General features: G+C 69.5%; 17 protein-coding genes and 2 pseudogenes. 4 read left to right on the forward strand and 15 right to left on the reverse strand.

Features of this window, described 5'->3' with window-relative positions; genetic code table 11:
- The 8 genes from D7Y13_RS02980 to D7Y13_RS03015 form a co-directional block, all read right to left on the reverse strand.
- A complete protein-coding gene (locus tag D7Y13_RS02980) occupies positions 1–1,179 on the reverse strand; it encodes a FecR family protein (RefSeq protein ID WP_233595461.1) in 1,179 nt (392 codons plus the stop codon).
- Positions 1,176–2,966, reverse strand: a complete 1,791-nt coding sequence (locus D7Y13_RS02985; RefSeq protein ID WP_120583209.1) for an OmpA family protein — start codon at positions 2,964–2,966, stop codon at positions 1,176–1,178. The genes D7Y13_RS02980 and D7Y13_RS02985 overlap by 4 nt, the downstream gene beginning before the upstream one ends.
- 142 nt (positions 2,967–3,108) lie before the next feature.
- Complete coding sequence (locus tag D7Y13_RS02990; RefSeq protein WP_120531424.1) at positions 3,109–3,495, reverse strand: response regulator; 387 nt, start codon at positions 3,493–3,495, stop codon at positions 3,109–3,111.
- A gap of 149 nt (positions 3,496–3,644) precedes the next feature.
- Positions 3,645–4,058 carry a response regulator transcription factor gene (locus D7Y13_RS02995; protein WP_120531425.1) on the reverse strand — a complete coding sequence of 138 codons (414 nt, stop codon included), beginning with the start codon at positions 4,056–4,058 and terminating at the stop codon, positions 3,645–3,647.
- Positions 4,059–4,221: 163 nt separating this feature from the next.
- The gene (locus D7Y13_RS03000; RefSeq protein ID WP_120531426.1) at positions 4,222–5,562 is read right to left on the reverse strand and encodes a sigma-54-dependent transcriptional regulator; all 1,341 of its coding nucleotides are present in this window, start codon (positions 5,560–5,562) and stop codon (positions 4,222–4,224) included.
- Positions 5,559–7,685, reverse strand: a complete 2,127-nt coding sequence (locus D7Y13_RS03005; protein WP_120583202.1) for a PAS domain-containing sensor histidine kinase — start codon at positions 7,683–7,685, stop codon at positions 5,559–5,561. Before D7Y13_RS03005 ends, D7Y13_RS03000 begins: the two co-directional genes overlap by 4 nt.
- Before the next feature lie 83 nt (positions 7,686–7,768).
- The gene (locus D7Y13_RS03010; RefSeq protein WP_120531447.1) at positions 7,769–8,017 is read right to left on the reverse strand and encodes a hypothetical protein; all 249 of its coding nucleotides are present in this window, start codon (positions 8,015–8,017) and stop codon (positions 7,769–7,771) included.
- 87 nt (positions 8,018–8,104) lie between these two features.
- Positions 8,105–8,644, reverse strand: a complete 540-nt coding sequence (locus D7Y13_RS03015; RefSeq protein ID WP_233595463.1) for an OsmC family protein — start codon at positions 8,642–8,644, stop codon at positions 8,105–8,107.
- A 474-nt stretch (positions 8,645–9,118) separates the two neighbouring features.
- Here D7Y13_RS03015 and D7Y13_RS03020 point away from each other — a divergent pair, with 474 nt between their 5' ends.
- On the forward strand, positions 9,119–9,625 hold the full coding sequence (locus tag D7Y13_RS03020; protein WP_120531428.1) for an SRPBCC family protein: 507 nt from the start codon (positions 9,119–9,121) through the stop codon (positions 9,623–9,625).
- 4 nt (positions 9,626–9,629) lie between these two features.
- Here the strand turns inward: D7Y13_RS03020 and D7Y13_RS03025 are convergent, their stop codons facing one another.
- The 7 genes from D7Y13_RS03025 to D7Y13_RS03060 all read right to left on the reverse strand — a co-directional run bounded on the left by D7Y13_RS03025 (position 9,630) and on the right by D7Y13_RS03060 (position 22,372).
- Complete coding sequence (locus D7Y13_RS03025) at positions 9,630–11,063, reverse strand: cytochrome-c peroxidase (protein WP_120583203.1); 1,434 nt, start codon at positions 11,061–11,063, stop codon at positions 9,630–9,632.
- A gap of 138 nt (positions 11,064–11,201) precedes the next feature.
- Positions 11,202–12,545: a Kelch repeat-containing protein gene (locus tag D7Y13_RS03030; protein ID WP_233595465.1), complete on the reverse strand. Its 1,344-nt coding sequence runs from the start codon at positions 12,543–12,545 to the stop codon at positions 11,202–11,204.
- Positions 12,542–13,393, reverse strand: coding sequence for a hypothetical protein (locus D7Y13_RS03035; RefSeq protein WP_233595467.1), 852 nt, complete (start codon positions 13,391–13,393; stop codon positions 12,542–12,544). Before D7Y13_RS03035 ends, D7Y13_RS03030 begins: the two co-directional genes overlap by 4 nt.
- A gap of 67 nt (positions 13,394–13,460) precedes the next feature.
- Entirely contained in the window at positions 13,461–14,279 is an 819-nt protein-coding gene (locus tag D7Y13_RS03040) for a hypothetical protein (RefSeq protein WP_233595468.1), read from the reverse strand.
- Positions 14,280–14,454: 175 nt separating this feature from the next.
- Positions 14,455–15,348 (reverse strand): RNA polymerase subunit sigma-70, encoded by an 894-nt coding sequence (locus tag D7Y13_RS03045; RefSeq protein ID WP_120583206.1) that lies wholly within the window; start codon positions 15,346–15,348, stop codon positions 14,455–14,457.
- Positions 15,345–18,488: a serine/threonine-protein kinase gene (locus tag D7Y13_RS03050; RefSeq protein ID WP_120531433.1), complete on the reverse strand. Its 3,144-nt coding sequence runs from the start codon at positions 18,486–18,488 to the stop codon at positions 15,345–15,347. Before D7Y13_RS03050 ends, D7Y13_RS03045 begins: the two co-directional genes overlap by 4 nt.
- Positions 18,489–19,195: 707 nt before the next feature.
- Entirely contained in the window at positions 19,196–22,372 is a 3,177-nt protein-coding gene (locus D7Y13_RS03060; protein WP_439329225.1) for a protein kinase domain-containing protein, read from the reverse strand.
- A 424-nt stretch (positions 22,373–22,796) separates the two neighbouring features.
- On the opposite strand from D7Y13_RS03060, the pseudogene tnpA reads away from it, so the two are divergent.
- From tnpA to D7Y13_RS47690, 3 genes and pseudogenes are all read left to right on the forward strand, one after another.
- Positions 22,797–22,979 (forward strand): annotated as a pseudogene (tnpA, locus tag D7Y13_RS49475) (IS66 family insertion sequence element accessory protein TnpA); the annotation flags it as partial.
- Positions 22,980–23,031: 52 nt separating this feature from the next.
- A pseudogene (locus D7Y13_RS03070) lies at positions 23,032–23,327 on the forward strand (integrase core domain-containing protein); the annotation flags it as partial.
- Positions 23,328–23,820: 493 nt separating this feature from the next.
- Positions 23,821–25,407: a hypothetical protein gene (locus tag D7Y13_RS47690; protein WP_233595469.1), complete on the forward strand. Its 1,587-nt coding sequence runs from the start codon at positions 23,821–23,823 to the stop codon at positions 25,405–25,407.
- Positions 25,408–25,576 lie beyond the last annotated feature (169 nt).

A 25,576-nucleotide genomic window follows, 5' to 3' on the forward strand; every position in this document is an offset into this window, starting at 1 on the left:
TCATCCAGGGATGTCGAAGCTGAAGATCTTCGAGGGGTAGCCTACGAAGCCGTCCGCGTCCACCGCCAGCACCCGCCAGAACCATTTGCCCGGGCCCGGCGCCGCCCCCGACAGCGTCGGCGTGGCCGACTCCTGGACCTTCACGTCGCCCGCGAAGTCCGCCGAGGACGCCACCTCCACCCGGTACACCTTCGCCCCGGGCACCGCCTTCCAGACGAGCGCGGGCACCGTCGGGTACACGCCCCCGCGAGGCTGCTCCAGTACCGGGGCCGCCAGCAGGGCCCGGGGCGCTTCCGGCGCCTGGGCCGGCTTCGCCCGCGAACCGTAGCCCGCGCCCACATCCACCGAAGCCGCGTCCACGCCCAGGGCCACCTTGCCCTCCAGCGTCTCCACGCGGCTGGTGCCGTCCTCCTGCTGCACCACGCGGAAGCGCGTGCCCCGCACGCCGGCCACCGCGCCGCGCGTGCGCACCTCGAAGATGGAGCCCGTGCCGCCGGGCGCCGCCTCCGTCTCCACCGTGCCGCGCACCAGGTCCAGCAGCACCTTGCGCTGGCGCTCCGCCGTCAGCTCCAGCGTGCCCAGCCGCACCGCGCTCTCCGGCGACAGGAACACGCCGCTTCCGTCCGCCAGCGACAGCTCCGCCCGGCCGTTCTTCCCCGTCGCCACCAGCTCGCCCGCGTACAGCGAATCCCCCGCGAGGCGCGAGCGCATCGCCGCCTCGCCAGAGCCCGAGGACACCGGCCCGCTGGCGGTGCGCACCCGCGCCACCGCCGGCTGGGTGGGCCGCTCCACGTACGCGAGCTGCAACTGCCCCGGCGCGTCGGGGATGCCCGGGGGCGCCACGAAGGACACCCGCGTGCGCGCAATCCCCGCCGTCACCAGCACCTCCGCGGCCGCCTTCGCCGCCGCGAGCCCCTGGCCGTCCAGCCGCTGCGCGTCCGGCAGCTTCGCGGCCACGGTGAGGCCCCGGATGGAGGGACGGGCCTTCACGGCCTCCGCCACCTCGCGCAGGCACGCCTCGGTCTGGGCGCCCCGAGGCTCCAGGAGGCGGCCCGTCATCAGCCTCCCGTTGTCGAACGTCAGTCCCCCGCAGGGGCCGTCCGCCTCCGCGGAGACTCCGACGACGGGCGACGCCAGCAGCGTCAGGGTCAGCATCAGCGACGGGGTGCTTGCCCTCACGGTGTCACTCCTTCCGCCGTGTCGGCGGTCTTCACGATGTTGAACTCCACGCGCCGGTTGTTCTCCCGGCCGAGCGGCGTGTCGTTGGTGTCCACCGGCTTCGACTCACCGAAGCCCACCGCCTCCAGGCGCATCCCAGAGATGCCGCCCTTCATCAGCCAGTCGCGCACGTTGTTCGCGCGCCGCTGGGACAGGTCGAGGTTCTTCGCGTCGTCGCCCTGGCTGTCGGTGTGGCCTTCCACGCGCACCCGCTCCAGCTCCGGATGCGTCCGGAGGATGGACACCACCTGCTGCAGGAGGCCGAAGGACTTCGGCAGGATGACGTCCTTGCCGGTGGCGAAATACACCTTGTCCAGGATGACGATGCGCGAGCCCTCCAGACGCACCTTGGACTCGCCCTTGTCCGGGCAGCCGTCGTCGTCCTTCACGCCGTTGATGACCTCCGCCTCCAGCGGGCACTGGTCCTTCGCGTCCGGGATGCCGTCGCGGTCGTTGTCCGGCTCCGGGCAGCCGTCCTCGTCCTCGAAGCCATCCACGTCCTCCGGCGCCGTCGCGCAGCGGTCCTCCGTGTCGGGGATGCCATCGCCGTCCATGTCCGCAGGAGCGGGCGGCAGGCTGAGCGCGGGCGTGGGCGCGGCGCCTTCACCCGTGGGCTTTGTCTCCAGCACCGAGTCCGGGCAGCCGTCGTCGTCGCGGTAGCCGTTCACCGTCTCCGGCTCCGTGGGGCAGATGTCGTTCACGTCGGGGATGCTGTCGTTGTCGTCGTCGGCATCCAGGCAGCCGTCGTCGTCCTGGAAGCCGTCGAAGTCCTCCGGGCCCAGCGCGCAGGTGGGCGCGGGCTTCGGGCCTCCGGGCGTGAAGGTCAGGCCCGCGAGGATGCGGAAGGCGGGCGTGCCGTAGCCGCGCGTCAGGCCGGGGCCGGCGCCCACGTGCGCGGCGAGGCCGTTGGCGAAGCGGTACTTCACCGCGCCCAGGAGCTCCAGGGGGACCTCCTCCGTGTTGGACTCCTTCAGCCCCACCGCGCCCGCGAACGTGGCCTGGGCGGACAGCGCCTGCGTCACCGGCACCTCCGCGCCCACGCCGAACGCGAACTCATTGCCCACGCGCAGGTTGCGCAGTTGTTCCGTCTGTCGAAGGTTGACGCCCACGTTGGCGAGCAGCCTCAGATGCGGCGTGGCCCACTCACCGGCCACGCGCGGCTGGAAGGTGGGCCCGTCCGAGCCCAGGAAGTTCGAGCCGCCCGCGGTGGGCAGCGTGAAGGGCGCCAGCACCGCGAGGTTCAGCGAGCCCCCCGACAGCAGCGCCAGCTTGGGCACCACGCGAAGGTCGCCCAGGCCCGTCTTGCCCACGCCGTTGGCGAATGACTCCGCCACCGCGCCCGCGGGCTCCGAACCGGTGGTCGTCACCGGCAGCACCACGCCGATCTCCAACCGGTCGAAGAGGGACACCGCGCCCATCAGGTCCAGCGAGAGTTGGCGCTCCACGATGTGGTAGACGAACGCGTCCTCGCGCGGGTCGTAGAAGTTGAGCGGCTGGTGCGCGTAGTTGAGTGACGCGCCCACGTTCCACGTCCGGTGCGGCGCGACGCGGGCGCTGTTCAGCCCCAGCACGTCGTAGGCGCCCGGCCCCGGCTTGTACTGCTGCACGTCGATGGCCTGCGACACCGTGGGCTGCGCGTCCGCCCGTGACGCCGCGCCCAGCGTCAGGCCCACCGCCACCATCAGCGAAAGCCCCCGCGCCGGGAAGCGCCCCGCCCTGTGCCGGCCGGTCTTGATGGGCTGGGTCATGCCGTCGTGGTCCACGTTCTTCCTTGTCGTCCGGGAGGTGGTCATTGTCGCTGTCGGCGTCATGCGCGTCGATGAAACCGTCGTCGGCCGTGTCCACCCGCTCGTCCGGCAGGCCCGCTGCCGTCGGAATCCGGCCCGCGGCTCACTGCGGGGACAGCAACTGCGAGACGTGCTCGGCCAGGGCCGGCAGCGGCTGGGGCTTGCTGAGCACCAGATCCACCCCCAGCTCCCGGGCCCGGCGCCCCAGGTCCGGAGTGGCGAACGCCGTCAGCAGGACCATGCGCGTGGCGGGGGAGGAGGCCCGCACCCGCTCCGCGATGACCAGCCCTTCCTCGGACAGCGTCCCACTCAGGCGCAAATCGCTGATGACCAGGTCGTAATGCCCGTGCGTCACCCGCTCCAACGCCCCGTCCAGGTCCGTGGCGGAGTCCACCGCGTACCCCGCGCTGACGAAGAAGCGGCCGAGCACCCAGCACAGCACGGCTTCGTCATCGATGATCAACAGGTTCCGGGGCACACAGGAGGGCATGAGCAAGGCCAGGGCCAGCTTCGGGACAGCAGGGGGACTGAGTACTTCCAGGGGCTTGCACGGCACGGCGGCGCGGGCCGGACGGCTGCGTCCAGCTTGCGGAATCCATTTTCCAGAATCCGGATTCGCTCCCCGCGCGTCGCTGCGTGTCACTCGCGCATGGGGATGGGGTGCAGCTCATCCTCGTTGTCCGCGTGCGGAATGAGCGCGGACAGGTGGAGGATCAGCACCGGCATCAGCTGCGGCTTGGGCAGCAGCTTGGTGATGCCGCTGGCCCACGCGAGCTGCCGCACCTCCTCCAGGGGCAGGGCCGTCATCAGCAGGATGGGGACGATGGCGTCCTGCTCCCGCAGCTCCCGCGCGAACGTCAGCCCTTCATCCATCCCGGGACGGCCGAACGGATGGTCGATGAGGACCGCGTCGAACAGGTTGGCGTCCAACTGGCTTCGCGCCTGTGCACCCGTGCGCGCCGTGAGGACGGTGAAGCCCGCGGCCGTCAGGTGACGCGCCGTCGCCCCACGAACCGGGGGCTTCGAATCGAGGAGGAGGATTTTCCCGTGCATGCCCCAGGACAGTGCAGCGGGTGTGCCATGCACAGCCAGGTGAGCCAATCCCAGTCAATGCGCGGGATTGGCGGGGAAGGGTGGGGCCGGAGCCACGGAGGATTCCAGGTTCTGGAATGTCCTCCGGAATCCGGACTCCGTTGGGGCTCCAGGGGATGTGGCCTCAGGGGCCCCGGTGCTGCCAGCCCTTGAGCTTCGCGTAGAGCGAGCTGCGGGAGATGCCCAGCTTCGTCGCCGCGCGCTCCACGTGGCCGCCCTCGCGGGCCATCACCCGTTCGATGTGGCGGCGCTCCAGCTCCTCCAGTGTGAGGTCCTCGCCCAGGGGCTCCTCGTGGGGAATGGACTCGAAGCGCAGGTCGCCCCGGGACAGGCGGCTTGCGCCGGACAGGAGCACGGCGCGCTCCAGCACGTTGCGCAGCTCGCGGATGTTGCCCGGCCAGCCGTAGGTCATCAGGGCCTTCTCCGCGTCGGGCTCCAGCTCCACCTGGCCCCGGCCGCGCGCGCCGCCCATCTCCGCGAGGAAGTGGCGGGCGAGCACCGGCACGTCCTCGGCGCGCTCGCGCAGCGCGGGCACGTGGAGGATGAGGGTGCTGATGCGGAAGTACAGGTCGCTGCGGAAGCGCTTCTCTCGCGAGGCCAGCGACAGGTCCTGGTGCGTGGCGGCCACGAGCCGCACATCCACGCGCCGGTCCTTCACGTCGCCCAGGCGGCGGAAGCGCTTCTCCTCCAGCACCTTGAGCAGCTTGGGCTGGACGGCCACGTCCATGTCGCCAATCTCATCCAGGAACAGGGTGCCCCGGTCCGCCACCTCCAGCAGGCCCTGCTTGGCGGCCACCGCGCTGGTGAAGGCGCCCTTCTCATGGCCGAACAGCTCCGAGTCCAGCAGGTCCTTGGACAGCGCGGCGCAGTTCAGGTCCACGAAGGGCGCGTCCTTGCGCGAGCCACCCTCATGCAACCAGCGCGCGAGCACGCTTTTGCCGCTGCCCGTCTCCCCGGTGACGAGCACGGGGCTGTCGCTGTCGCGCACGCGCTCCGCCTGATCTCGCAGCGCCCGGATGGCCGCGCTGTCGCCCAGGAAGGGATCCACCCGCGAGCGGGCCGTGCGCGAGCGGTCCGCGGCGTGGCGCTGGCGTTCGCGGCGCTGGGACACGAGCCGCTCCAGCACCACCTTGAGCACCGCCAGCTCCACCGGCTTGGTGAGGAACTGTTCGGCGCCCTCCTTCACGGCCTGGACCGCCAGCTCGATGGAGCCATGGCCGGTGAGCACCACCAGGGGCACCGCCGCGTCGATCTCCTTGAGCCGGGGCAGCAGCTCCAGCGCGGTGCCGTCCGGCAGCCGGTAGTCGATGACGGCGACGTCGGGCCGGTGCGAGCGGAAGCCCTCCTGGGCCTCGGCGACGCTGGTGGCCTCGTCCACGTCGAACCCATGCTGGGTGAGGTAGCCCTTCATGCCCAGGCGGACGCCGGGCTCGTCGTCCACGAGCAGGATGCGGGTGCGGGTCATGAGGCTTGCGACTGCGGGGAAGGGCCGGAGTTGGCGGCCGGGGGGCTGACGGGCAGCAGGATGGTCACCTCGGCGCCTCCCGCCGGATGGTTGGACAGACGGATGCGGCCCTGGTGCTCCTCCAGGATGCGCTGGACGATGGACAATCCCAGGCCGGTGCCGCCCCGGCGCTTGCTGAAGAAGGGCTCGAAGACGTGGGGCAGGTCCTCCGCCTTGAAGCCGGGCCCGCCGTCGTGGACGGTGCAGCGCACCCAGGGGCGGCCCGCTTCCTCCACGGCCTCCACGGCCAGGTGCACGGTGGTCCCTTGCGGCGAATGCTGCACGGCGTTCTCCACCACGTTGCGGAAGACATGGAACAGGCGGCGCGAGTCCATGCGCACCGGGGGCAGCCCTTCCGACAACTGGCGGGTGAGCTTCACCGCCGCCTTCTCCCCGGCGAGCTCGCACGAGGACAGGGCCTCCGACACCACGGACGTCACCGCGCCGTCGGTCCACTCACCCCGGGCGGGCCGGCCGTATTCGAAGAGCTCCTGGGTGAGGTGCGTGAGCCGGCGCACCTCGCCGCGCAGCACGTCCAGGTAGGGCTGAAGCTCGGGACGCGTGCCGAAGGTGGCCTCCACCGCGTCCACCACGGCGGAGATGGAGAACAGCGGGTTGCGCACCTCGTGGGCCACGCCCGCGACGATGGCGCCCATCGCGGCCATCGTCTCGCTGCGGCGCACGTGCGCCTGAAGCTCCAGGAGCCGGGTGATTTCGGTGGCCACCAGGATGATGCGCGGGTCCTCGCTGCCGGCCTCATCCACCCACGCGGCGGCCAGCTCCCAGGTGCGGCCGGACGTGGCGTCGTGCACCTGGCGGTTCGCGGTGCCGTGCGTCTGGTGCAGCTCCTCCACCAGGGGGCCCGCGCTGGACCAGGGGGGCGCGCCCACGGTGGAGGCCAGCGGCTGGCCCGTGGGGTCGGCCTGCTGGAAGAGCGCGGCAGCGGCGCCGTTGAGGCGGTGGATGATGCCGTCGGTGCTCAGCACCAACAGGGGCGAGGACACGGCGTCGAAGGTGCGGCGCCATTCCGTGGCGGAGCGGCGGAAGCTGTCATGCAGGCGCTGACGCAAGTCATCCGCGAGCCGCCGGTCCGTGATGTCCGTGACGACGCAGCCCAGGTGCACGGCGTCCTGCGCGTCCAGGCCGGAGGCGGCGGCGCGGCTTCGCACCCAGCGCACGCGGCCGTCGGCGCAGATGATCCGGTGCTCCACCTCCGCCTCCGTGCCGGGGGACAGTCCCTCGATGCACTCGCGGTAGCGGGCCCGGTCCTCCGGGTGGATCATCTCCGCCCACAGCGGCGCGGGCGTGCCCTCCGGCCCGGTGCTGGTGAAGGCGTTCGCGGGATAGCCCGTGGTGCGCTCGATGACGGGCGTGCAGTAGAAGTCCCGCAGCACGCCGCCGCGCAGCTTGCCGCCCCACAGGTAGTCGGGCAGCGACCGGGTGAGCACGTCCAGGCGCCCCTCGTGTTCCTGCAGGGACTGCTCGGCGCGCAGCCGCTCGGTGACCTCCGACAGGGAGGCGATGACACCCAGCACCTCGCCACCGGAGCCGCGCACGCGCGAGTAGCCGCCAAACCAGAAGCGCGCCTCGCCCGGGGCGGCGGGCGTCTCCACCTGGAGGCTGACGTCCTGCAGGGGCGTGTCGGTCTCCAGCGCGCGGGCGAGCCGGGGCGCCAGCACGGTGCCCAGCGCGGGCAGCACCTCCGTGACGTGGCGGCCCAGGTGCGCGCTCGCGGGCAGGCCGTTCATCGCTGCGAGCGCGGCGTTGACGTGGACGTACTTCAGGTCGCGATCGAAGAAGGCGAAGCCCACCGGCGTGATGTCCATCACCGCGTCGCGCAGGGCCCGCGCATCATCCGCCCGCTTCAGGGCCCGGGAGCATTCCTCCCGCGTCCTGGCCAGCGCGCGCAGGGCCAGGAAGGCGCCCGCGGCCGCGAGCAGTAGCGCGCCTCCCACCAGGACGGCGATGCGGGACCCGGGAGCCCAGGCTCCGGTCCCCGCGCCCAGCGCGCCCATGAGCACACCGCAGGCGAGGACGAACGAGACGGCTCGGGGCAGGGACGGCGACGGAGGCGGAGTGGACATGACGCGCGGGGAGCGCGCTGGACTCTACGATCCCTCGCATCCACTTGCATCGCCGCCCGGGACCTCCTCCCGGGCGCTCCTGCTCAGACCGCCGGACCCGCGATGATGTCGGGCGGTCCGGGGCGGTTCGGATCATGGGCCGGCGGCTCCTGGATGCCCGGTTGGATTTCAGGATCCTGCTGGGGCGGCGGAGGCTCCCGGCGCTGGGGCTCCCGCTGCGGCGGATCCTTCTCCGGCACCTGGGGCCGGGGCGGCTCGATTTCAGGCGTGGGCTTCGGGTCCGGCTCCTTCACGGGCTTCGTCGGCGGATTCGTCTGTGGATTCGTCGGCATGTGCTCCCACACTGTGCATGCCCTGCCTGCGGGACACCGGGCTGCGTCACCCGGTGTCCGCCGGTGACCGCTTTTCAACGGCCCGGGTCATCCGCCCGGGGCGGGCGCGAAGCCATCCGCGTCCGGGGATACGCTGGCGGTGCGAAGTGCTCCACCCCCGTTTGAAGGCCGCGTCACGGCCCACACCTCCACCACCGCTTCGATGCGCGGGGTGAGCTGGAGCATGGAGCTGGGAAAGCAGCGCGTGGGCAGGGCCGCGAAGAGCTGCCGTGCCAGCTCGGCCTCCGTCGTGCTGCCCACGGCGACGTGGGGGCGCACGATGAGGTCGGTGAAGCAGGCGACCTGCTCCCGTCCGCCGCTCACCAGCCGGGCCATCGCGGTGCTCTGGTAGAAGAGCACGCGCACGCCTGCCTCCCTGGCGTCATCCAGGAAGGCCTGCAGGGTCCGGCCCTCCACCGCGCCCACCAGCAGGGCCTCCGGGGCCCATCTCCCATCGGAGCACTCCTCCGCCGCGTTCAGGGGCAGGCCAATCGGGACAGGGGGCGCCTGGTCGCTTGTCAGCACCGCCCCTCTCTCTCCCTGCCAATACAGGCGAGTTTCGTACTCGGTGATGGAAACGGAAGTCATCGGGCGTCTCCTCGGCAAGGACAGTCGCGGTGCGCTTTCAACACGCATGCCACGACAATGCTTCGCAGACCGCGAGGCATTGCCCTGGAGTACGAGTCCTCTCAGGTAGGCCACTGATCGCGGGGCCACACGCGCCCTGGCCCGCGATGCGGACGGCCACGAACGGCCCTTCCGGACAGTATCGCGCCCGCGAGCTTTGCCTCACATCCAGCGCCACTTTGAGCTGACACGAGGAGCTGCATGCGCATGGATCGATGGGGCGGGGTGGGCGGACTGTTGGCGGTATGGCTTTGCGCGGGAGGTGCGACCGCCCGCGGTCCTGCCCGGGGTGGAGCCTGTGGTGCCTCGGACATGTCAGCCGTCTGAGCGTCCGCGCACGAGTGACGTCCCGTGCGTCTGGACGGCTGCCCGCCGGAGGGTGGGCACCCCAAGGCCGCATGGTCACCGTCACCGCGCGTCCCCTTCTTGTGATTCATGAACGACGAGAGGCACCCCATGTTCGAGGCCTACGCGAGTCAACTGATCCAGGCACCCGTGGATGTCGTTTGGGACCGGGTGGGAGGCTTTGACAGCCTTCCTCGCTGGCATCCGGGCATCCTCTCCAGCGAACGGGTGGCCCACCCCGGGCCGGGGGCGGGGCCGTTGCGCCGGCTCACCACGCGGGATGGCGCGGTGTTCCTGGAAGCGAGGCTGGAGCACGACGCGCACGCGCGCAGCTATGTGTACACGATGCTGGAGGGGCCGCTGCCGGTGCGCGACTACCAGGCGAAGCTGCGGGTGACGCCGGTGACGGCGACCGGGCAGACCTTCGTGGAGTGGTCCGCGAAATTCACCCCGAAGCCCGGACACGCGGACGAGGCGGAGGCGCTGGCCCGGAGGATCCGCGACGAGCTCCTCGCACCGGGACTCACGGGCCTTGCCCACACCTTCCTTCCGCCCTCCGCGAAGGCCCCCGCGCCGGACCGGCCGTGGCGGCGCTGAAGGCTCACAGCCGCTGGAGGAAGCGCACCAGGTCCTGCTTCTGCGTGGGGGTGAGCGTTTCCGGAGGTCCGCCCGGGAACTCGGGCGGGTGCACCGGCAGCACGAGCCCGGTGAAGCCGGTGCCGGGCAGGATGAAGCGGCTGTAGGTGTCCACCGCGTCCGCGAGCGTGGCGTGGCTGTTGTCGTGGAAGTACGGCGCGGACCGGCCGATGCCGCGCAGGGAAGGCACGTCGAAGGCCTCGAACTCCGCAGGGTCACCGCTGATCAACGCGCGGCCGGGGTCCGTCGAATACCACTGGGCCGCGAGCGCCGGGCCGGTGATGGGCGCGCCGTGTTCATCCAGCGCGGGGACGATGTCGTTCGGGTCTCCGCTCGCGGTGACGGGGATGGGCGGCAGGTCGGTGACGGGATGCTGCCGGGTGGCGTCCGTGTAGAAGCGGAAGCGGTACTGGGGGAAGGGCACGGAGTCGTTGAAGAGAGGAACGACGCCGCGCTGCCCCAGGTACGTCATGTACGCGAAGCCGATGTTGAGGAACTCGCTGTGCGGGTGGGGCACGCTGGCGGGTTTCGGTGGCTGTCCGGGCGTGACGTTGAATTGGATGTTGCCATTGGGTTTGAAGGAATAGAAGAGCGCGTCGTGGACGTCGCGCCGCACGATGCGGTTCTTGGTGCGGTCTCCGTGACACGCCTCGCAGGCCAGCGCGTAGACGTCCCGGCCGCGGCGTTCGCCCGCATCGAGCACGAGGAGCGCGTCGGGATCCGGGATGTCGCTCAAGGGTAAGCCCAACTGGAGCAGGTCCGACACGAAGCGGGCGCGGGGGGAGCTGAACACGCTGCGCTCGAACGCGGCGATGCGCTGGCGCACCGGGCCGGGCACCGTGCCGCCTTCGCTGTGGTTCGTGACGGCGCTCTGCACCTGGTCGGTGAGGCTCGTTTCGCGGCCATCGAACTGGAAGGGGCCGGGGAAGCCGGTGTCGGCGATGCTGGGCACACCGCGCCAGACGGAGATCCTCCGGTCCGGTGACGTGATGACGTTCCCCTGCACGTCGATGACATCCATGTTCGGGGGAAGGGGGAGCACCACGCGCACCAGGCCCTTCTTGAGGTGCGCATAGGTCGGCACGGGGGCGGTGGGGTCATCCGCGTCGATGCGATTGAACAGCGGGTCCCCGGGGTTCTTCGCCCAGACGGCCTCCACGTGCGCGGGCATGAGGGCGGTGTCGTCGGAGAGGACGTGGCACGTCGCGCAGGAGCGGCCATTGGTGCCGGGCAGCGCCTCCTGGAAGTGCTGCTTCCCGGCGAGCGCCAGGGCCGGAGACACCAGCTCCGCCTGGGACGTCACGGGTTCGGGACTGGCTTCGACGAAGGCTCCTGTCTCGGTACAGCCCGCGAGCACGAAGACACCCACCGTGCACGCGATGAATCGACGTCCTGCCATGTGCTTCCCTCCCGGATGATGCGGCGGAGGAGGGAACACCGGAGGGCTCCGGAACTGTCACCCGCGCCTGGGACACGAGGCGCAGAACCCCTTTCAGTGCGCATTTGAAGAGAACACGAGACGCCTGGCGCGGTGGCGTCATGGGACGTACCGCTCGGCGGTGTTGAGCACCACGCCGCCGTCAGAGCCTCCAATCATGAGCACACTCCCCGATTCCAGCCACGTCGCGGTGTGCGAGACGCGCGCCGATGCCATGGGGGCGATAAGCTCCCAGCCGCCATCTCGCCGGAATATCTCCGCGGAGGCACGCGGCTTCGCGTAGGGGCTGGAATACCCGCCGGCAATCAGCACCTCGCCCGAGGGTAGAGCGGTCGCCGTGTGCAGGAAGCGGGCTTCCCTCATGTCTGCCTGGGGCGTCCAGGAATCGCTGCTCGGGTCGAAGAGCTCCACCGTCTTGAGGACCGTTCCAGGTGAGCCTTCGAGGGAGCCGGTCACCAGGATTCCTCCCAGGGGCAGCAGCGTCGAGGCGTGCCCGTTGCGTCCATCCTCCATCCGCTCCCCAAGGAGTCGCCAGCCTGCATCTGGCTGCTTCGCGTCGTAGACCTCGGCGGTCGTCTCCGCTCCATAGCGATTGAAGCCTCCGATGGCCAACACCACCCCCCCGTCCAGCAGGGTGAGTGTCAGCACATTGCGTTCAACTTTCATGTTCCCAGCATTCGTCCAGGAGTCGTCGTTCGGGTCATAGATCGCGGCGGTGTCCAGCCCATCGAGCTCCGAGTTCCCGCCACCCGCCACCAGCACCTTCCGTGAGGGCAGCAAGATGGCGGCATGGTTGGCGCGTGCTCCAAGTGGGATGGGACTGGCAGGAGTCCATTGATTCGCATCCACGTTGTAGATTTCAGCACTGCTCAGCGCTTCGCCTGCGGGACCCCGCCCCCCGACCACCAATACGTTGCCATTCTCCAACAGGGTGGCGGTGTGGGCCACGCGAGCCGTCCCGAGGTTCGGCCCGGGACGCCAACTGTTGGCTGAGGCGGTGTAGAGCTCCGTGGTGTTCGTCGGGCTGTCCCCTGGGTTGTTACCCGTGCTGCTTCCGCCAACGACGAGCACCCGGCCGTCTTGCAGCTCCGTGGCCGTATGACCTGTGCGCCGTGTCTGCATCGATGTCACGGATTTCCACCCCGGCGGTTCGCGCCCGCCATCCGGAAGCCCTGCGTCCGCGCCGCCGTCCCGGCCGCTCTCACCGTCCAGTCCACCGTCCCCGCCATCCAGTCCACCATCCTCGCCGCCCGGCACACCTCCAGCGTCACCTCCATCCAGGATGCCATTGCCGTCAGGGCCCCCATCCGGCGCCTCAACCGGGCAGGCGCCAGGTCTACCGCGACAGAATCGGTCCACCGCGTCGTCGACGTCGAGGCACGCAGCGACATGGACGCCGAGCACCAGCACTCCAAGGCTTGTCAAACGAAGCAGGGCCTTCATGGCCACCTCCCAGACACGAACACGGACGTCCCATCCAGCCCGAATCGCAGGGGCGCCGGCTCCTTCGGCTCTCCCCCCAGCAGGTACATTCCCGTGGCGGTGCCCAGCCCCACCAGGCCTCCCACCAGCATCCCCACGGAGACTGTCTGCATCCGGCGCACGCTGTTGGCCACGTTCCTGGCATCGGCCCCCGAGGGGATGTCCGACGCCATGTCAGCCAGCCTCGACTTCTTCCCCTCCGCCAATCCCCAGACGACGCCCGCCGCGGCGACGAGGGCCCCGCCCGTCACGGCGGGGATGATTGCTCGGTCTCGCAATGATGCGTGCGAGCCGGACACCTCCGACACCGGAGAGGATGAAGACTCCGGGGTTCCCGGGACCACCGCGAGGAGCGGCTGAGCCGGCGGTGTCCCTGAGGGGAGCTCCAGCCTCAGGGGCTCACGGTCTCCTCGCGCGGCCAGCTCGCTCAGGACCCCCTGGCGCACCGCTTCGAAGTGCTGCTTCACCTTGGGTGAGACAGTCATCGGCAACTTCGCGTCGGGATTCAAGAAGAGGGCGTCCTTGAAGGCGACTTCGGCGCCGCTCAACCTTCCGCTCAACTCCGCCAGGATGACGCCCTCATAGAGCGACAGCACCACCTGATCCTCGGGCCCCTTCGACAGACTCCTTCCGTGGACGACCTGCTCGAGTGCACGCTCGTACTCGAGGTCTTCGAACAACTGGTGGACGAACACCACGCAGCGGTGCACATCGGGGGAGACGTCGCCTCGGGCTCCCAGGGGGAGGAGGGTGAGCCCGAGGACCAGGACCCAGACACAGGTGTCATGTCGCGACAGGACGCTCGACAAAACCGCTCTTGCATTGCCGTAGATAGAAGGAGTCATCACGCCCTCTCGCGCATGCGCCTGACTGTGTCTACGGCTCCGACGTCACCGGCGATGGGGAGCTGCCATCCAGCATGGGCGGGACGGGGTTGCCGCGGGCGACGTCGGGAGGCACCACCCCTGTGTTGGTTCCCTGCTGCTGGTGGATCCAGGTGTCGGCGGACGGGTCCGTGGACGTCTGCCCGAAGGGTCCAGGGGAGAGGTCCTTCGTGTACTTCGCGTCGACGGGAATCCCAGGCGCTTCGCCCGTCCCGGCCGTCTGGATGACTTCCTGCGGCGGCGGGGGCGTCAAGCCCAGCAGCTTCTCCAGCTTTGCCTTTCGACTCGTGCCCTCGAAGGCCGAGTCGAGCTCGTTCTTCGTCGGCTTCACCTTGTCGATGTCCTTCTGGCTGTAGGGCGGCGTCTTGCTTTCCGCGACGGCCGCCGCGTTCGCCTTGAGCATGGCCTCCTCGGCGCCCTTCGCGGCCAGGGCGGCCTTCTCCTCCGCGTTCTGGAGTTTTTGCGCCGCGGCCCGGGACGCATCGGTGGCTTCCTTGAGTTTCTTCTCCGCGTCGGCGAGGGCTTCCTTCGACTTCTTCGCCTCCGCGGGTGTCTGACCCGGCCGCTCCGCGGCCTTGCGTGCGTCGGTGACGGCCTTCTCCGCCGAGGACTTCTGCCGGCGCGCGCCATCCGCGTCGCGCTTGGCCTGCGTCAGGTTGTCGCGGGCCTCGGTCGCCGCCTTGCGCCGGGCCTCGGCGGCGAGCCGCGCCGCCTCCGCCTTCTGCCGGGCCGCCTCCGCGCGGCGCTGTGCCTCGGCGGGATCGACTTTCGGAGCACCACCAGAACCACCGACCGCATTCACTGAGCCCATGGGACCTCTCCTCTTGATGGGAGTTTTGTGATTGGAGGGTCGGGCCTGAAGCAGGCCCGACCCTCCAATCGAGGAGAAAGAGGGCGTGGGCCCACCGGCGTCCCAAAAAATCTCGGGAGGCATGCCCGCACGGGCGGCTCGACCGCTCACGGATGGAAGACGGGTGCGAGGGGCTTCAGCCCAGCAATCCAATGAGACTGATATCCAGTCGGCTGTTGACCAGTCCCAGGAGGCTCTCCAGTGTGAGCTGGTCCTGCTTCAGCCGGGGCGTGAGCTCCATGCGAACGCGCTCGAGCAGTTGCTCGCGGGCATCGGCGAGCCTGCGAGCGACGCCGGAGCGTGAGCCTCCATACATGAGCGTCAGCCGGTCCATAGTGAACCCATGGAAATGGTGCAAGCGCAGCAGGGTTCGTTCCTGCTCGGAGATCATCGCCACTGCTTTTCGGAGCGACTCGACGAGGAGCTGGCGCGCGTCTTCGCGCAGCAGCGCGTACTCGGGGTCGCTCGGGGCCAGCAGCCGCGCGAGTTCCTCGGGAGGCTCCGCGACGAGCTGATGGCGCTCGTCCCGGCCCACCAGTTCCCCGGCGATGCGCGCGGCGATGATGCCCACCCACGTGAGGAGGGGCCCTCGGCCTCCATAGGTCGCAATCCTCGGTGGCGCGCTGGCGCTGCCCACCAGCAGCCGCTCGCGCAGCACCTGCAGCACTTCGTCCACCATGCTGGGTGACACCCTCCCGAGCCGGGAGGGGATGTGCCGGAGGATGTCCTGCTCGAAGGCGCGGAGGGCCGCGGGCGCTCCGGTGGCGCAGGCGCACGCGAGGTACAGGTCGGCACCGTTGAGGATGCGAAGCGCCTCCGAGACCTTGCCCGCGGGCAGGTGCCGGGCCAGGTGTCGCACGAAGGTCTCTGCCGGGAGTTGCAACGTAGGCCACCCGGTCCGGGCCGCCTCGACGTGCTCGTGCAGCAGCACCTCCAGTCGCTCCACGGCCTCCAGCTCCGCGCGCTGCTCCCGTGGCAGGTGCTCCCGCAGCAGCGCCGCCAGTGCGTCTGTCTTCCGTTCCTCGCTCATTGCTTCCCCTCGCTCCGCTGCCAGGCCAGCACCGTCTGGAGCTCCTGTCGGCCTCGGACTCCCACGGGCTCCAGCCGCTTCCGGGCCTCCTCGGCCATCGCGAGCGCCCGCGCCCGGTCCTGGGCGGCGCGCGTTTCCAGGAGCGCCCGGGCCAACAGGAAGGCGGTCTTGCCGGCGACCTTCGGGTCCTTGGCCTCGCCCCAACGGGTCTGGATGCGCCGGGCGCGCTCGAGCAGGGGGACGGCTTCCGCCACCGCGCCCAGCGCCAGATGTGCCTCCCCAGCACAGGCCAGGGCGCTGGCACCGTCCTCGGACTCCTCGCCATCGGCCGTCTCCGCGACCTTCCGCGCACGCTCGCAGTACGCGAGCGCCTCCTTCGGGGTGTGGGTCGCCAGGGCCAGCTCGGCCAGGGGCAGCAGCACGGGCACCGTCTTTCCTCCCTCCGGGCCATCGTCCTTCTCCAGCCGCGTCAGCGCGTCCATCAGGTCGCGCCGTGCCTCGGGGTAGCGGCCCGCCTTCAGGTGCACCTGGCCTCGGACGGTCAGCGGTAGGGCGGCGCGCGGCGTGTCCGGGCCCAGTGAGCGCTGGACGCGCTCCAGGGCCTCGGTGGCGAAGGCCAGCGCCTCGGCCCCCTGGCCCGCTTCGCGGGCGAGGACCGCCTGCTCCGAGAGCGCGAAGATGACGGTGATGTGGTCGGGGCCCCGGGCCCGCTCGAAGATGGCGCGTGCCCGCTCGACCTGGGACCGCGCCTCCTCCAGCCGGCCGTCGACGCGCGAGACCCCGGCCAGGTTCAGCAGCACCCTCCCCAGAGGGGTGGTCTCCGGGCTGGAGGACGCCTCCTGGAGGGCCAGGGCCCTGCGCCAGGCGCTGAGGGCCTCGGCGTGCCGTCCCATCTTCAGCGACGCAGTGGCGACCCGGTTGTAGGACGTCACGAGGGCCGGGTTGTCGGGGCCCAGCAGGCGCTCATGCAGTTCCAGGGCCTGGCGATGGAGCTTCAGCGAATCCTCATAGCGGCCCTGGCCGTAGCGGATGCGTCCCAACTGGTGGAGGAAGTTGGGCATGCGGAGGCTGTCCGGGCCATTCCTCCTGCGCGAGAACTCCAGACCCTGGAGCGCCTCCTGCTCGGCCTCGGCGAGCTGGCCGTGCGACTCTCGCAGTGAAGACAGCCGCATGTGGAGGTCCGTCGTAATGTCCGGGAAGCGCTCCCGCCCCAGCCGCTCGATGGCGGCCCGGGCGTGCCGGATGAGCTTCTCCGCTTCGTCGGGGCGGGACTGCTCTTCGCCCACCGCCCGGATGAGCTCCAGCCAGGCCCGTGCCACCGTCTCGTCGTCACGCGCGGCCTCGCCCGCCCACAGGGCCTGGTAGAGGAACGCCTCCGCTTCCTTCGGTTTGTTGAGGCCCCCGAGGAACACGCCGTGGGCCAGGAACACCTCCGCCTCCAGCGGCTTGTAGTCGAGCCCCTTCAGCTCCTCGATGAGGGCTGACGTCACCGCGAGGCCGTCGGTGAACCGGTGCGACAGGCGGTGGGCGCGGGCCTGCGCCAGCTTGTGCCGTGCCGCATCCACCTGGGCGCGGAGGCTTTCGGGCGGCTGCGGTCGGGCGGAGAGGCCGGGCGCGTCCCGGCAGCTGGCGAGCCCTTCGAGAGAGGTGGTCAGCGGGTGCGCGTTCTGCACCGTCTGCACATCCGCTTTTTCCAGCACCTCGGTCACGGCGGCGAGCTGCCAGAGCCGCGCGTCGAGGCACGCGGCCGTCTGCCAGGCGCCGTCCGCGGTGTCACTGCCCGCGGCCATGCAGGCCTCGGTGCGAAGCGTCCGCCACTGGGCGGCGTAGGCGTCCAGCACCGACGCGAGCTGCTCCCAGGCCTGGGAGGCGTAGGGCGCGCCCGTGGAGAGGAAGGCCGTGCGGATCCGCTCGCGTCGCGCGGGGCTCCAGGCCGCCGCGAGTTTCTCCACTTCCTGCTCGCAGTGACTGCCCTCCCGATTCGCCGCTCCGTAGGCCACCAGGGTGCCCAGGATTCCGGCCACGGCGGCGGTGGCCATCATCCGCGCAAGCCACCGGATGGGCCGAGGGGTGAGCTCCGCCAGGAGGGACTCCATGGAGGGAAAGCGCTCCTCGGGGCTGGAACTGAGTCCCCGGAGGAGCGCGCGCCGGACGCGGGCTGGAAGCTTCACCTCGTACTTCGGGGGGCTGATGCTGCCTTGCCGCGCGGCCTGGGCCAGTTGCTTCAGCGTCTCGCCCTGGAAGGGGCGCACGCCGAAGAGGGCCTCGTGGAGCGCGACGCAGAAGCTGAACGCGTCGGAGCGAGCGTCCGCGTGCTGGCCGCGCATGAGCTCCGGGGCCATGTAGGCGGGCGTGCCCAGAAGCTGGCCCGTCCGGGTGAGGTGTCTCACGGAGGCGACGGGGGCCGTGTCGTGCTCTTGGAGGGGAGCGCCCTCGTTCGGGTGGAGGGGCCCAGCGATGCCGAAGTCCGTCACGAAGACGCGGCCGTGCTTGCCCAGGAGGGTGTTGGCGGGCTTGAAGTCGCGGTGCACGAGGCCTTCGGCGTGAGCGGCGGCGAGGCCCTTGCCGGCTTCGAGGAAGACGCGGAGCACCTCCTTCCAGGAACGAGGCTGCTTCATCCACTCCGCCAGGGTGGTGCCCTCCACCAGCTCCATGGCGAGGAAGACCCCGTCTCCATGGGTGCCCACGTCGTAGAGGGTGACGACATTGGGGTGGGAGAGTCGGGCCAGCGCCTGTGCCTCGCGCAGCAGCCGCTGCTGCAGCTCTTCGCGTTGGCGTCCCTCGGGGCGAAGCATCTTGAGGGCCACCCGGCGTCCCAACTCTGGGTCATCCGCCGCGAAGACGACGCCCATCGCACCGGAGCCGAGGGGTTCTCGCACCACGTAGCGGGAGACCCGGGTGCCAGGCCGCAGTGGCTGGGAAGGCGCCGGCACGAGGACCGTTGGAGCGTCGGGCAGGACCTGAGCGCCATCCCCCGCCGCCAGGACCCGCCGACAGTCCGCACAGCTCTCCACATGTGCGAGGACGGAGCCCCGGTCCGTTTCGGAGAGCAGCCCGGCAAGAAAGTCAGTCAGCGTCACTTCCTGGGGGCAGGTCCGCGGGCGTAAGGACTCCGTGACGCGTTCCGGTTCGCCAGACATGGCCGATGTGGGTGCTCCGTCGCCCATGATGCCCCCTCTGGAAAAACTTGGGATGCAGGTTAGACCGTTTCCGCCTTCTCCACGAGTGCATGGGCAGTCAGGCGTTGACTCGCATACGAAGCGGAGGTGCACCCTATTCAATTCCTGATTTCCAAGAGAGGTGCGCGACGTTCCGAGAGGCCTGTGTGTCGGTATCTTCCACCCACTCGGGTGGTGCTTGTCCATCCAGGAATGCCATCGGTGATTTCAGGGCTGGGGGAAGTGTGGTCCAAGCTCTTGAGGCCGCGCTCGACAAGCGACTCCGAGACGAGCGCGGAGTGAAGCCGATTGCCCCGCGCCGCCGAGGCCGCAAGCGCAAGGCCCGCAGGAAGGGCACGAGTTGCGGCGCCACAAGCGGCGCTGGAAGGTGGAACGCTTCTTCGCCTGGCTCCACTTCCTCCGCCGTGTTGCCCGCTACGCGGTGAAAGCCGAGAACTTCCTTGGGATTCTCCACCTTCATTGATTTGCATACATGTCAATGAAAGGGATGGCTGTTGTCCGGCGCAGCCCGGAACGCGCCGTAGGTCGTCTCCACCTGGCTGATGGCTGCATTCCGTTTCTTTTTGGTCGGAGTGGGCTTTCCCGCCACTGTCTCAATCCCAGCGTGTTGGTCGAGTGGCGCCCACTCCCACCGCAGCGCAGCGGCGTGCTTGTCGTTGGTACTTCCCTCATCGTTGCCCCATGCGTCGCTGCCAGGCCAGTATCTTCTGAAGTTCAGGCTTACCGCGGGCTCCCGCTGACTCCATTCCCGCTCGCGCTTCTTCGGCCAGCGTGAGCGCGCGCGCCCGGTCAGGGGAGGTGTGTGTGTCAACAAGCGCTCGGGCCAGCAAAAATGAGGTCTTCGCGGCTTTCTCGGGGAACATGGCGTCAGGTTGCTGGCGCTGGAGGTTCCGGGCGCGCTCAAGCATCGGCACCGCTTTGCTGGCTCCACCCAGGGCGAGGTGGGCTTCTCCGGCGCAGGCCAAGGCGCTTGCGACGTCCACGGATTGCGAGGCCTGCACCTCACCGAGGAGATTGCGCGCACGCTCGCAATACGCAAGAGCCTCTTTGGGAGCTTGGGTGACCAGGGCCAGCTCCGCCAGGGGAATGAGTATCGCTGCGGTGCCGCCGTTTTTGGGGCCCAACTCTCTCTCCAGCCGACTCAAGGCCTCCTGCAGGTCGCGTCGAGCCGCGACATGTCGGCCCGCGCGCAGGTGTACCCGGGCGCGGACCTTCAGCGGCCACGCGGCATAACTGGTGGCGGGACCGAATGCCCGCTGGGCATGCTCCACGGCCTGTGTGGAAAGACGGAGTGCCTCGTCGTTCCGGCCGGCCTCCAGGGAAATGGCTGCTTGCTCTCGAAGTACCATGACGATGTTGAGGTTGTCGGGCCCCAGAGCACTCTCGAAGATCACGCGCGACCGCTCGAGCATGGACAACGCTTCCTCCCACTGGTCGTCGAAACGGAGCGGGATGGCGAGGTGCTGGAGCATGCGTGCGAGCTCAGGGGTCTCCGGGGTGTCCGCCGCATCGATGATGGCTAGGGCCCGATGCCAAGCGTCGATGGCATCGGCCCTCCGCCCCAGGCTCATGTATGTCGAGGCGAGGCTGTCGTAGGAACGAACGAGGAGGGGGTGGTCGGAGCCCAGCAGACGCTTGCGCTGCTCGAGGGCCTGGCGATGGAGCTCCATCGCCTCCGCGAGACGCCCCTGATTTAATCGAATCCATCCGAGTCGATGGAGGAGGGTGGCGATGCGCAGGCCTTCCGGCCCCTGATTCTTGCGCACGAAATTCAAGCCTTGAATGATGTCAGCCTCCGCCTGGGCATCCTTCAGCTGAATCATCCGCGCCGACCCCACGCGGAGGTACAGGTCCGCCGTGATGTCCGGGAAGCGCCCTCGCCCCAGTCGCTCCACGGCTGCTTGGGCGTGGCGGATAAGCTTCTCCACTTCCTCGTTACGGCGCGGATGGGCATCGGCCACCTCTGAGACGAGGAGAAGCAATGCACGAGCCGCCGACTCGTCGTCACGTCCGGCCTCGGCGGCCCAGAGTGCCTGGTAGAGGAATGTCTCTGCTTCCTTCCCTCTTTCGAGCAGTTGGTGGAGCTCGCCATGAACCACGAGCACCTCTGCCTCCAGTGGCCGGTAATCAAGGCCTCGGAGTTCCTGAATGAGGGCTTCTGTCACGCCAAGCCCCTGGTGCAACCGGCGCGCGGCGAGGTCTGCTTGGGCCTGGGCCAACTTGCGCCGGACTTCGTCCACGCGGGGGCGGAGGATTTCCGGTGGCTGCGGACGGCTCGAGAGCCCGGGCGTGTCCCGGCAGCCGGTGAGCCCTTCAAGGGAGGCCGTCAATTGGTGCGCGTTCTTGACTGTCTCCGCATCTGCCTTTTCCAGCACCTCGGTGACGGCAGCGAGTTGCCAGAGCCGCGCGTCGAGGCACGCGGCCGTCTGCCAGGCTTTATCTCCGGTGTCACTGCCCGCGGCCAAGCAGGCCTCGGTGCGAAGCGTCCGCCACTGAGTCGCATGGGTGTCCAGCACCGACGCGAGCTGCTCCCAGGCGGGCGCGGCGTAGGACGCGCCCGTGGACAGGAAGGCCGCGCGGATCCGTTCGCGTCGCGCGGGGCTCCAGGCCGCCGCGAGTTTCTCCACTTCCTGCTCGCAGTGGCTCCCCTCCTGGTGCGTCGCTCCGTAGGCCGCGAGGGTGCCCAGGACTCCAGCCACGGTTGCGGTGGCCATCATCCGCGCAAGCCACCGGATGGGCCGGGGGGTTAGCGCTGCCAGGAGGGATTCCATGGAGGGGAAGCGCTCCTCGGGGCTGGAGCGGAGCCCCCGGAGGAGCGCGCGCTGGACATGGGCTGGAATCTTCACCTCGTACTTCGGGGGGCTGATGCTGCCTTGCCGCGCGGCCTGAGCCAGGTCCTTCAGCGTCTCGCCCTGGAAGGGGCGCGCGCCAAAGAGGGCCTCGTGGAGTGCCACACAGAAGCTGAACGCGTCGGAGCGGGCATCCGCGCGCTGGCCCCGAATGAGCTCCGGAGCCATGTAGGCGGGCGTGCCCAGAAGCTGGCCCGTCCGGGTGAGGTGTCTCATGGAGGCGACCGGGGCCTTGTCGTGCTCCTGGAGCGGAGCGCCCTCCTCCTGGTGGAGCGGCCCGGCGATGCCGAAGTCCGTCACGAAGACGCGGCCGTGCTTGCCCAGGAGGGTGTTGGCGGGCTTGAAGTCGCGGTGCACCAGCCCCGCGGCGTGCGCGGCGGCCAGGCCCTTGCCGGCTTCGAGGAAGACGCGGAGCACGTCCTTCCAGGGGCGCGGCTGCTTCATCCACTCCGCCAGGGTGGTGCCCTCCACCAGCTCCATGGCGAGGAAGACACCATCTCCGTGGGTGCCCACGTCGTAGAGGGTGACGACATTGGGGTGGGAGAGTCGGGCGAGCGCCTGTGCCTCGCGCAGCAGTCGCTGCCGCAGCTCCTCGCGTTGGCGTCCCTCGGGACGCAGCATCTTGAGGGCCACCCGGCGGCCGAGCTCCAGGTCATCCGCCGCGTAGACGACGCCCATGGCTCCGGAGCCAAGGCGCTCTCGCACCACATAGCGGGAGACCCTGGCGCCAGGCACTAGCAGCAGGGGCAAAGGCTCCTTCGCAACGACCTCCGAAGCACTGGACAGGGCCTCGGCGCCCGCTCCCGCCACCAGGACCCACCGACAGTCCGCACAGCTTTCCAGGTGTGCCAGGACGGAGCCCCGAGTCTCTTCGGAGAGCAGCCCGGCAAGAAAATCCGTCAGCGTCGCTTCCTGGGGACATGACGGCATGCGTGAGGACTCTGCGCCGCGTTCCGGTTCGCCGGACATGGCGGATGCGGGTATTCGTTCGCTCATGAGGCCCCCTCAGGAAAATCTTGGGATGCAGGTTAGGCTACTCCCTCTTTCATCACGGGTGCATGGGCAGTCATGCGTTGACTCGCATTCGGAGCGGAGGTGTACCCCACTGCTTTCTTGACTCCCAAGATTCGCACTCGATGTTCCGTGAGTCCTGGGTGGGCGAATTCCTGCCTTGTTGCCGCACGGTTCACCGTGTCCTGCGAAAGACAATCAAAACCGTGGCCCGGGCCTCCCCCTCGTCGGGGTGGCGCCTCGAACCATTCAACGCTGGAGGAAGCCAGCCACCGCGCAGGACGGGCGGTGCGGTCCACGCACTCGACCCGCCAACCGCCTGTCCGAGGTGGAGAAGCGCGTAACCGTCCGGCCAACGACGTGCTGCGGGCGGTTGCCGACGCAGTGAGGGCGGCGGACGCTAGCGAGCATGTCGAAGCAGGTGGAGAAGCCGGATTGGGTGCGGGTCGCGGATGAGTTCGAGGCCAGCGGCCAGACGCAGCAGGAGTTCGCGCTTCAGCGAGGCGTGAGACTGAGCACGTTGCAGTCGTGGGTGTACCGGAGTCGGCGGGCCAAGGCGGCGCGAGGTAAGCCCGTGCGCCTGTTGGCAGTGCAAGTTGCGAGGGCGCCCGCCGCGGAGGAGCCGGTGTTGGAGGTGGTGAGCGCAAGCGGAGCGGGTGCGCTTCGCGGTAGAGTGGCTGTCCGACAACGGCCCCGTCTACACCGCCAGGGACACCCGCGACTTCGGTCTCAGCCTCGGCCTGCGAGTGTGCACCACGCCCTCCTACTCGCCCCAGCGCAATGGCATGGCCGAGTCCTTTACCTCAACGAACTGCCCTCGGCCGCTCACGTCCTCGCCCAGTTGCCCTCCTGGTTCGGCGACTACAACCGCTGCCACCCGCATCGCGGGCTGAAGATGAAGTCACCCCGCGAGTTCCGTACTGCTAACTCTCAACCCTGAGCTGTCCGATTTGACGGGGGCAGCTCCAGAGCTCGCACCCTGCTGAAGCAGGACCCGCTCGTACTGGAGGGCCTCATGGGACTGGTCAGCAGCCGACTGGACATCAGCCTCCTGGGATTGCTGGACTGAAGTCCTTGACGCCCAGCGTCCATCGGGTGCCCGCCAGTCGGCATTCCTGACGTGCCGACTTCCTGCCTCCATTCCAGGGCGACGACGTCGCCATCGGTGCCTACGTCGTAGAGCATGACGGTCTTGGGGTAAGAGCGCTGAGCCAGCGTCTCCACTGGATCAGCCAGCGTCGTCTCCCGAGATTTTTTGGGACGTCGGTTGGACTCCTCCCTCTTTCTCCTCGATTGCAGGGGCAGACACGCATCGACTCGCGCAGGACGTACCCCACCTCGGGCCTGTCTTATGCCCGCCCCCTCAATCACATGCATGGCGTCTGTTTCAATGCTGACAAGGGGCTCCCCCCCACGTCAAGAGGAGATATCCCATGGGTGCAGTGAAGGCGGTTGGAAGCTCCGGAGCGGCAAAAGTAGACCCTACCGAAGCAAAGCGCCGCGCAGAGGCGGCCCAGCAGGAGGCAGCGCGGCTCGCGGCCGAGGCCAAGCGCAAGGCGGCGGCTCGGGACAACATGCCGCAGACCAAGCGCGCCGCGGAGGCCCGGGACGCCTACGCGGACGCACCGAAGAAGTCGCCGGTCGAGCTCAACCCGGGCGCCAGGAACACCGTCACGGCCCGCGGCGCCGTGCAGGGCAGCGGAGCCCCGTCCTCGCTCGGTGGCGCCCAGGCGAAGCAGAAGCAGACCCAGGACCTGGCGAAGCAGGGCCGGCTCGGCGAGGCCCTGGACGTGGCCCTCAACTCCGAGGGCGACAGCGTGAAGCTCAAGCTGAGCGCCAACGGCAAGGTCAAGGCGGGCCCCGTGAAGGTCGGTGGCGAGCTTGGCAGTGAGGTCGAGGTGAAGCGGGGGCCCAACGGTACCTACGAAGTCACCGCTCTCGACGAGGGGAAGCTCACCGCCGCGCCGAGCACGAAGGTCCCCATCGTGGATGGCTCCGCGGAACTCGGGGCCGGCGTCTCGCCGAAGTACGAGTTCAAGTCCAAGGAGGACGCCCTGCGCGGACTGGGCATCATCGCGACCGCCAGCAACGAGCCCGCGCTGCGCGCCAAGGTCGGCGACAAGGTCTCCGGCTTCCTGGCGGGCGCCGCCAAGGCGGTGGGCGCTGACGGCCTCGGCAAGTTCTTCGACAAGGCGGGTGACGCCAACCGGAAGCTGGACTCGTACGTCACGGACGAGCAGAAGTTCCTCGGCGACCACCTGAAGGGCTTCTCGGTGAAGGGCACCCTGGCCGGGAAGCTCGCGGGGGAACTGCCGCTGCCCAACGTCCCGCTCGAGCTCGAGTTGAAGGGACAGCTCGAGGCGAAGGTCGACATCGTGTTCGGCAAGAACGGCCAGAAGCCCACCATCACCGTGGAGCAGTCCGGGCAGTTCGAGGAGAAGGGCCTCGTCGGCAGCGGCACCGTCTTCACGAAGGAAGGCGAGGGCAAGGGCTCCATCAAGCTCGCCCTGCAGAGCAAGTTCGAGGTCGAAGGGAAGCTGGACCTGGAGGCGGCGCTGCAGGGCCGCCCCTCCAAGTTCAAGGGCACCCTCGTGGACTCCACGCTCTCCGCCGAGGTGGGCGTCTCCAGCAAGAGCCGCGTGGGCCTGGCCACGCCGGGAGGCACGCAGACGGAGGCCAGCCTCAAGGGCGACACCGGCCTGGCCGGCAAGCTGAAGCTCACGGCGAAGACGGCGGACGTCACCGCCGCGCTGGGGGAGGACCACAAGGCGTTCGAGGCCCTGGCCAAGGGTGACTTCGGGTCGCTGGCGAAGAACCTGGTGGCGAAGGTGCCCGTCACCGTGGAGGGCGAGCTCGCGGCGACGGCCGGCTTCACCGGGGAGCTGTCGCTGGACGCGGGGCTCGCCAGCGGCGGTGTCTCCATTGAGGGCTCCCTGAGCGACGTGTTCCTCAAGGAGAAGCAGGACCTGAAGCGGGGCGGCGAGCTCCCCGCCTGGCTCCAGAAGCAGCTCCACGCCTGAGCATCCGTCCCCGCAACGTCAACCCCTTGTGCCTGCCCAAAATTCGCTCGCTGCGTCATGAGCGCGTTGAGGTGAGCAAGCGAGGCGCGCGTGGGCCGGCGAGTTCCTGTAACAGTGAAAGTGGGGTCGGAATCATCGTGACACCACATGTCGACTCTCCGGTAACTCA

Origin of the sequence: Corallococcus praedator, from assembly GCF_003612125.1 — a bacterium.
In the GTDB taxonomy this organism is placed as follows: Bacteria; Myxococcota; Myxococcia; order Myxococcales; family Myxococcaceae; genus Corallococcus; species Corallococcus praedator.

Excerpts from the sequence above, each read along its gene's own strand:
- D7Y13_RS02985 (WP_120583209.1), bottom strand. The coding sequence starts at position 2,966 with ATGACCCAGCCCATCAAGACCGGCCGGCACAGGGCGGGGCGCTTCCCG.
- D7Y13_RS02990 (WP_120531424.1), bottom strand. The coding sequence starts at position 3,495 with ATGCCCTCCTGTGTGCCCCGGAACCTGTTGATCATCGATGACGAAGCC.
- D7Y13_RS02995 (WP_120531425.1), bottom strand. The coding sequence starts at position 4,058 with ATGCACGGGAAAATCCTCCTCCTCGATTCGAAGCCCCCGGTTCGTGGG.
- D7Y13_RS03000 (WP_120531426.1), bottom strand. The coding sequence starts at position 5,562 with ATGACCCGCACCCGCATCCTGCTCGTGGACGACGAGCCCGGCGTCCGC.
- D7Y13_RS03005 (WP_120583202.1), bottom strand. The coding sequence starts at position 7,685 with ATGTCCACTCCGCCTCCGTCGCCGTCCCTGCCCCGAGCCGTCTCGTTC.
- D7Y13_RS03010 (WP_120531447.1), bottom strand. The coding sequence starts at position 8,017 with ATGCCGACGAATCCACAGACGAATCCGCCGACGAAGCCCGTGAAGGAG.
- D7Y13_RS03015 (WP_233595463.1), bottom strand. The coding sequence starts at position 8,644 with ATGACTTCCGTTTCCATCACCGAGTACGAAACTCGCCTGTATTGGCAG.
- D7Y13_RS03020 (WP_120531428.1), top strand. The coding sequence starts at position 9,119 with ATGAACGACGAGAGGCACCCCATGTTCGAGGCCTACGCGAGTCAACTG.
- D7Y13_RS03025 (WP_120583203.1), bottom strand. The coding sequence starts at position 11,063 with ATGGCAGGACGTCGATTCATCGCGTGCACGGTGGGTGTCTTCGTGCTC.
- D7Y13_RS03030 (WP_233595465.1), bottom strand. The coding sequence starts at position 12,545 with ATGAAGGCCCTGCTTCGTTTGACAAGCCTTGGAGTGCTGGTGCTCGGC.
- D7Y13_RS03040 (WP_233595468.1), bottom strand. The coding sequence starts at position 14,279 with ATGGGCTCAGTGAATGCGGTCGGTGGTTCTGGTGGTGCTCCGAAAGTC.
- D7Y13_RS03045 (WP_120583206.1), bottom strand. The coding sequence starts at position 15,348 with ATGAGCGAGGAACGGAAGACAGACGCACTGGCGGCGCTGCTGCGGGAG.
- D7Y13_RS03050 (WP_120531433.1), bottom strand. The coding sequence starts at position 18,488 with ATGTCTGGCGAACCGGAACGCGTCACGGAGTCCTTACGCCCGCGGACC.
- D7Y13_RS03060 (WP_439329225.1), bottom strand. The coding sequence starts at position 22,372 with ATGAGCGAACGAATACCCGCATCCGCCATGTCCGGCGAACCGGAACGC.
- D7Y13_RS47690 (WP_233595469.1), top strand. The coding sequence starts at position 23,821 with ATGGGTGCAGTGAAGGCGGTTGGAAGCTCCGGAGCGGCAAAAGTAGAC.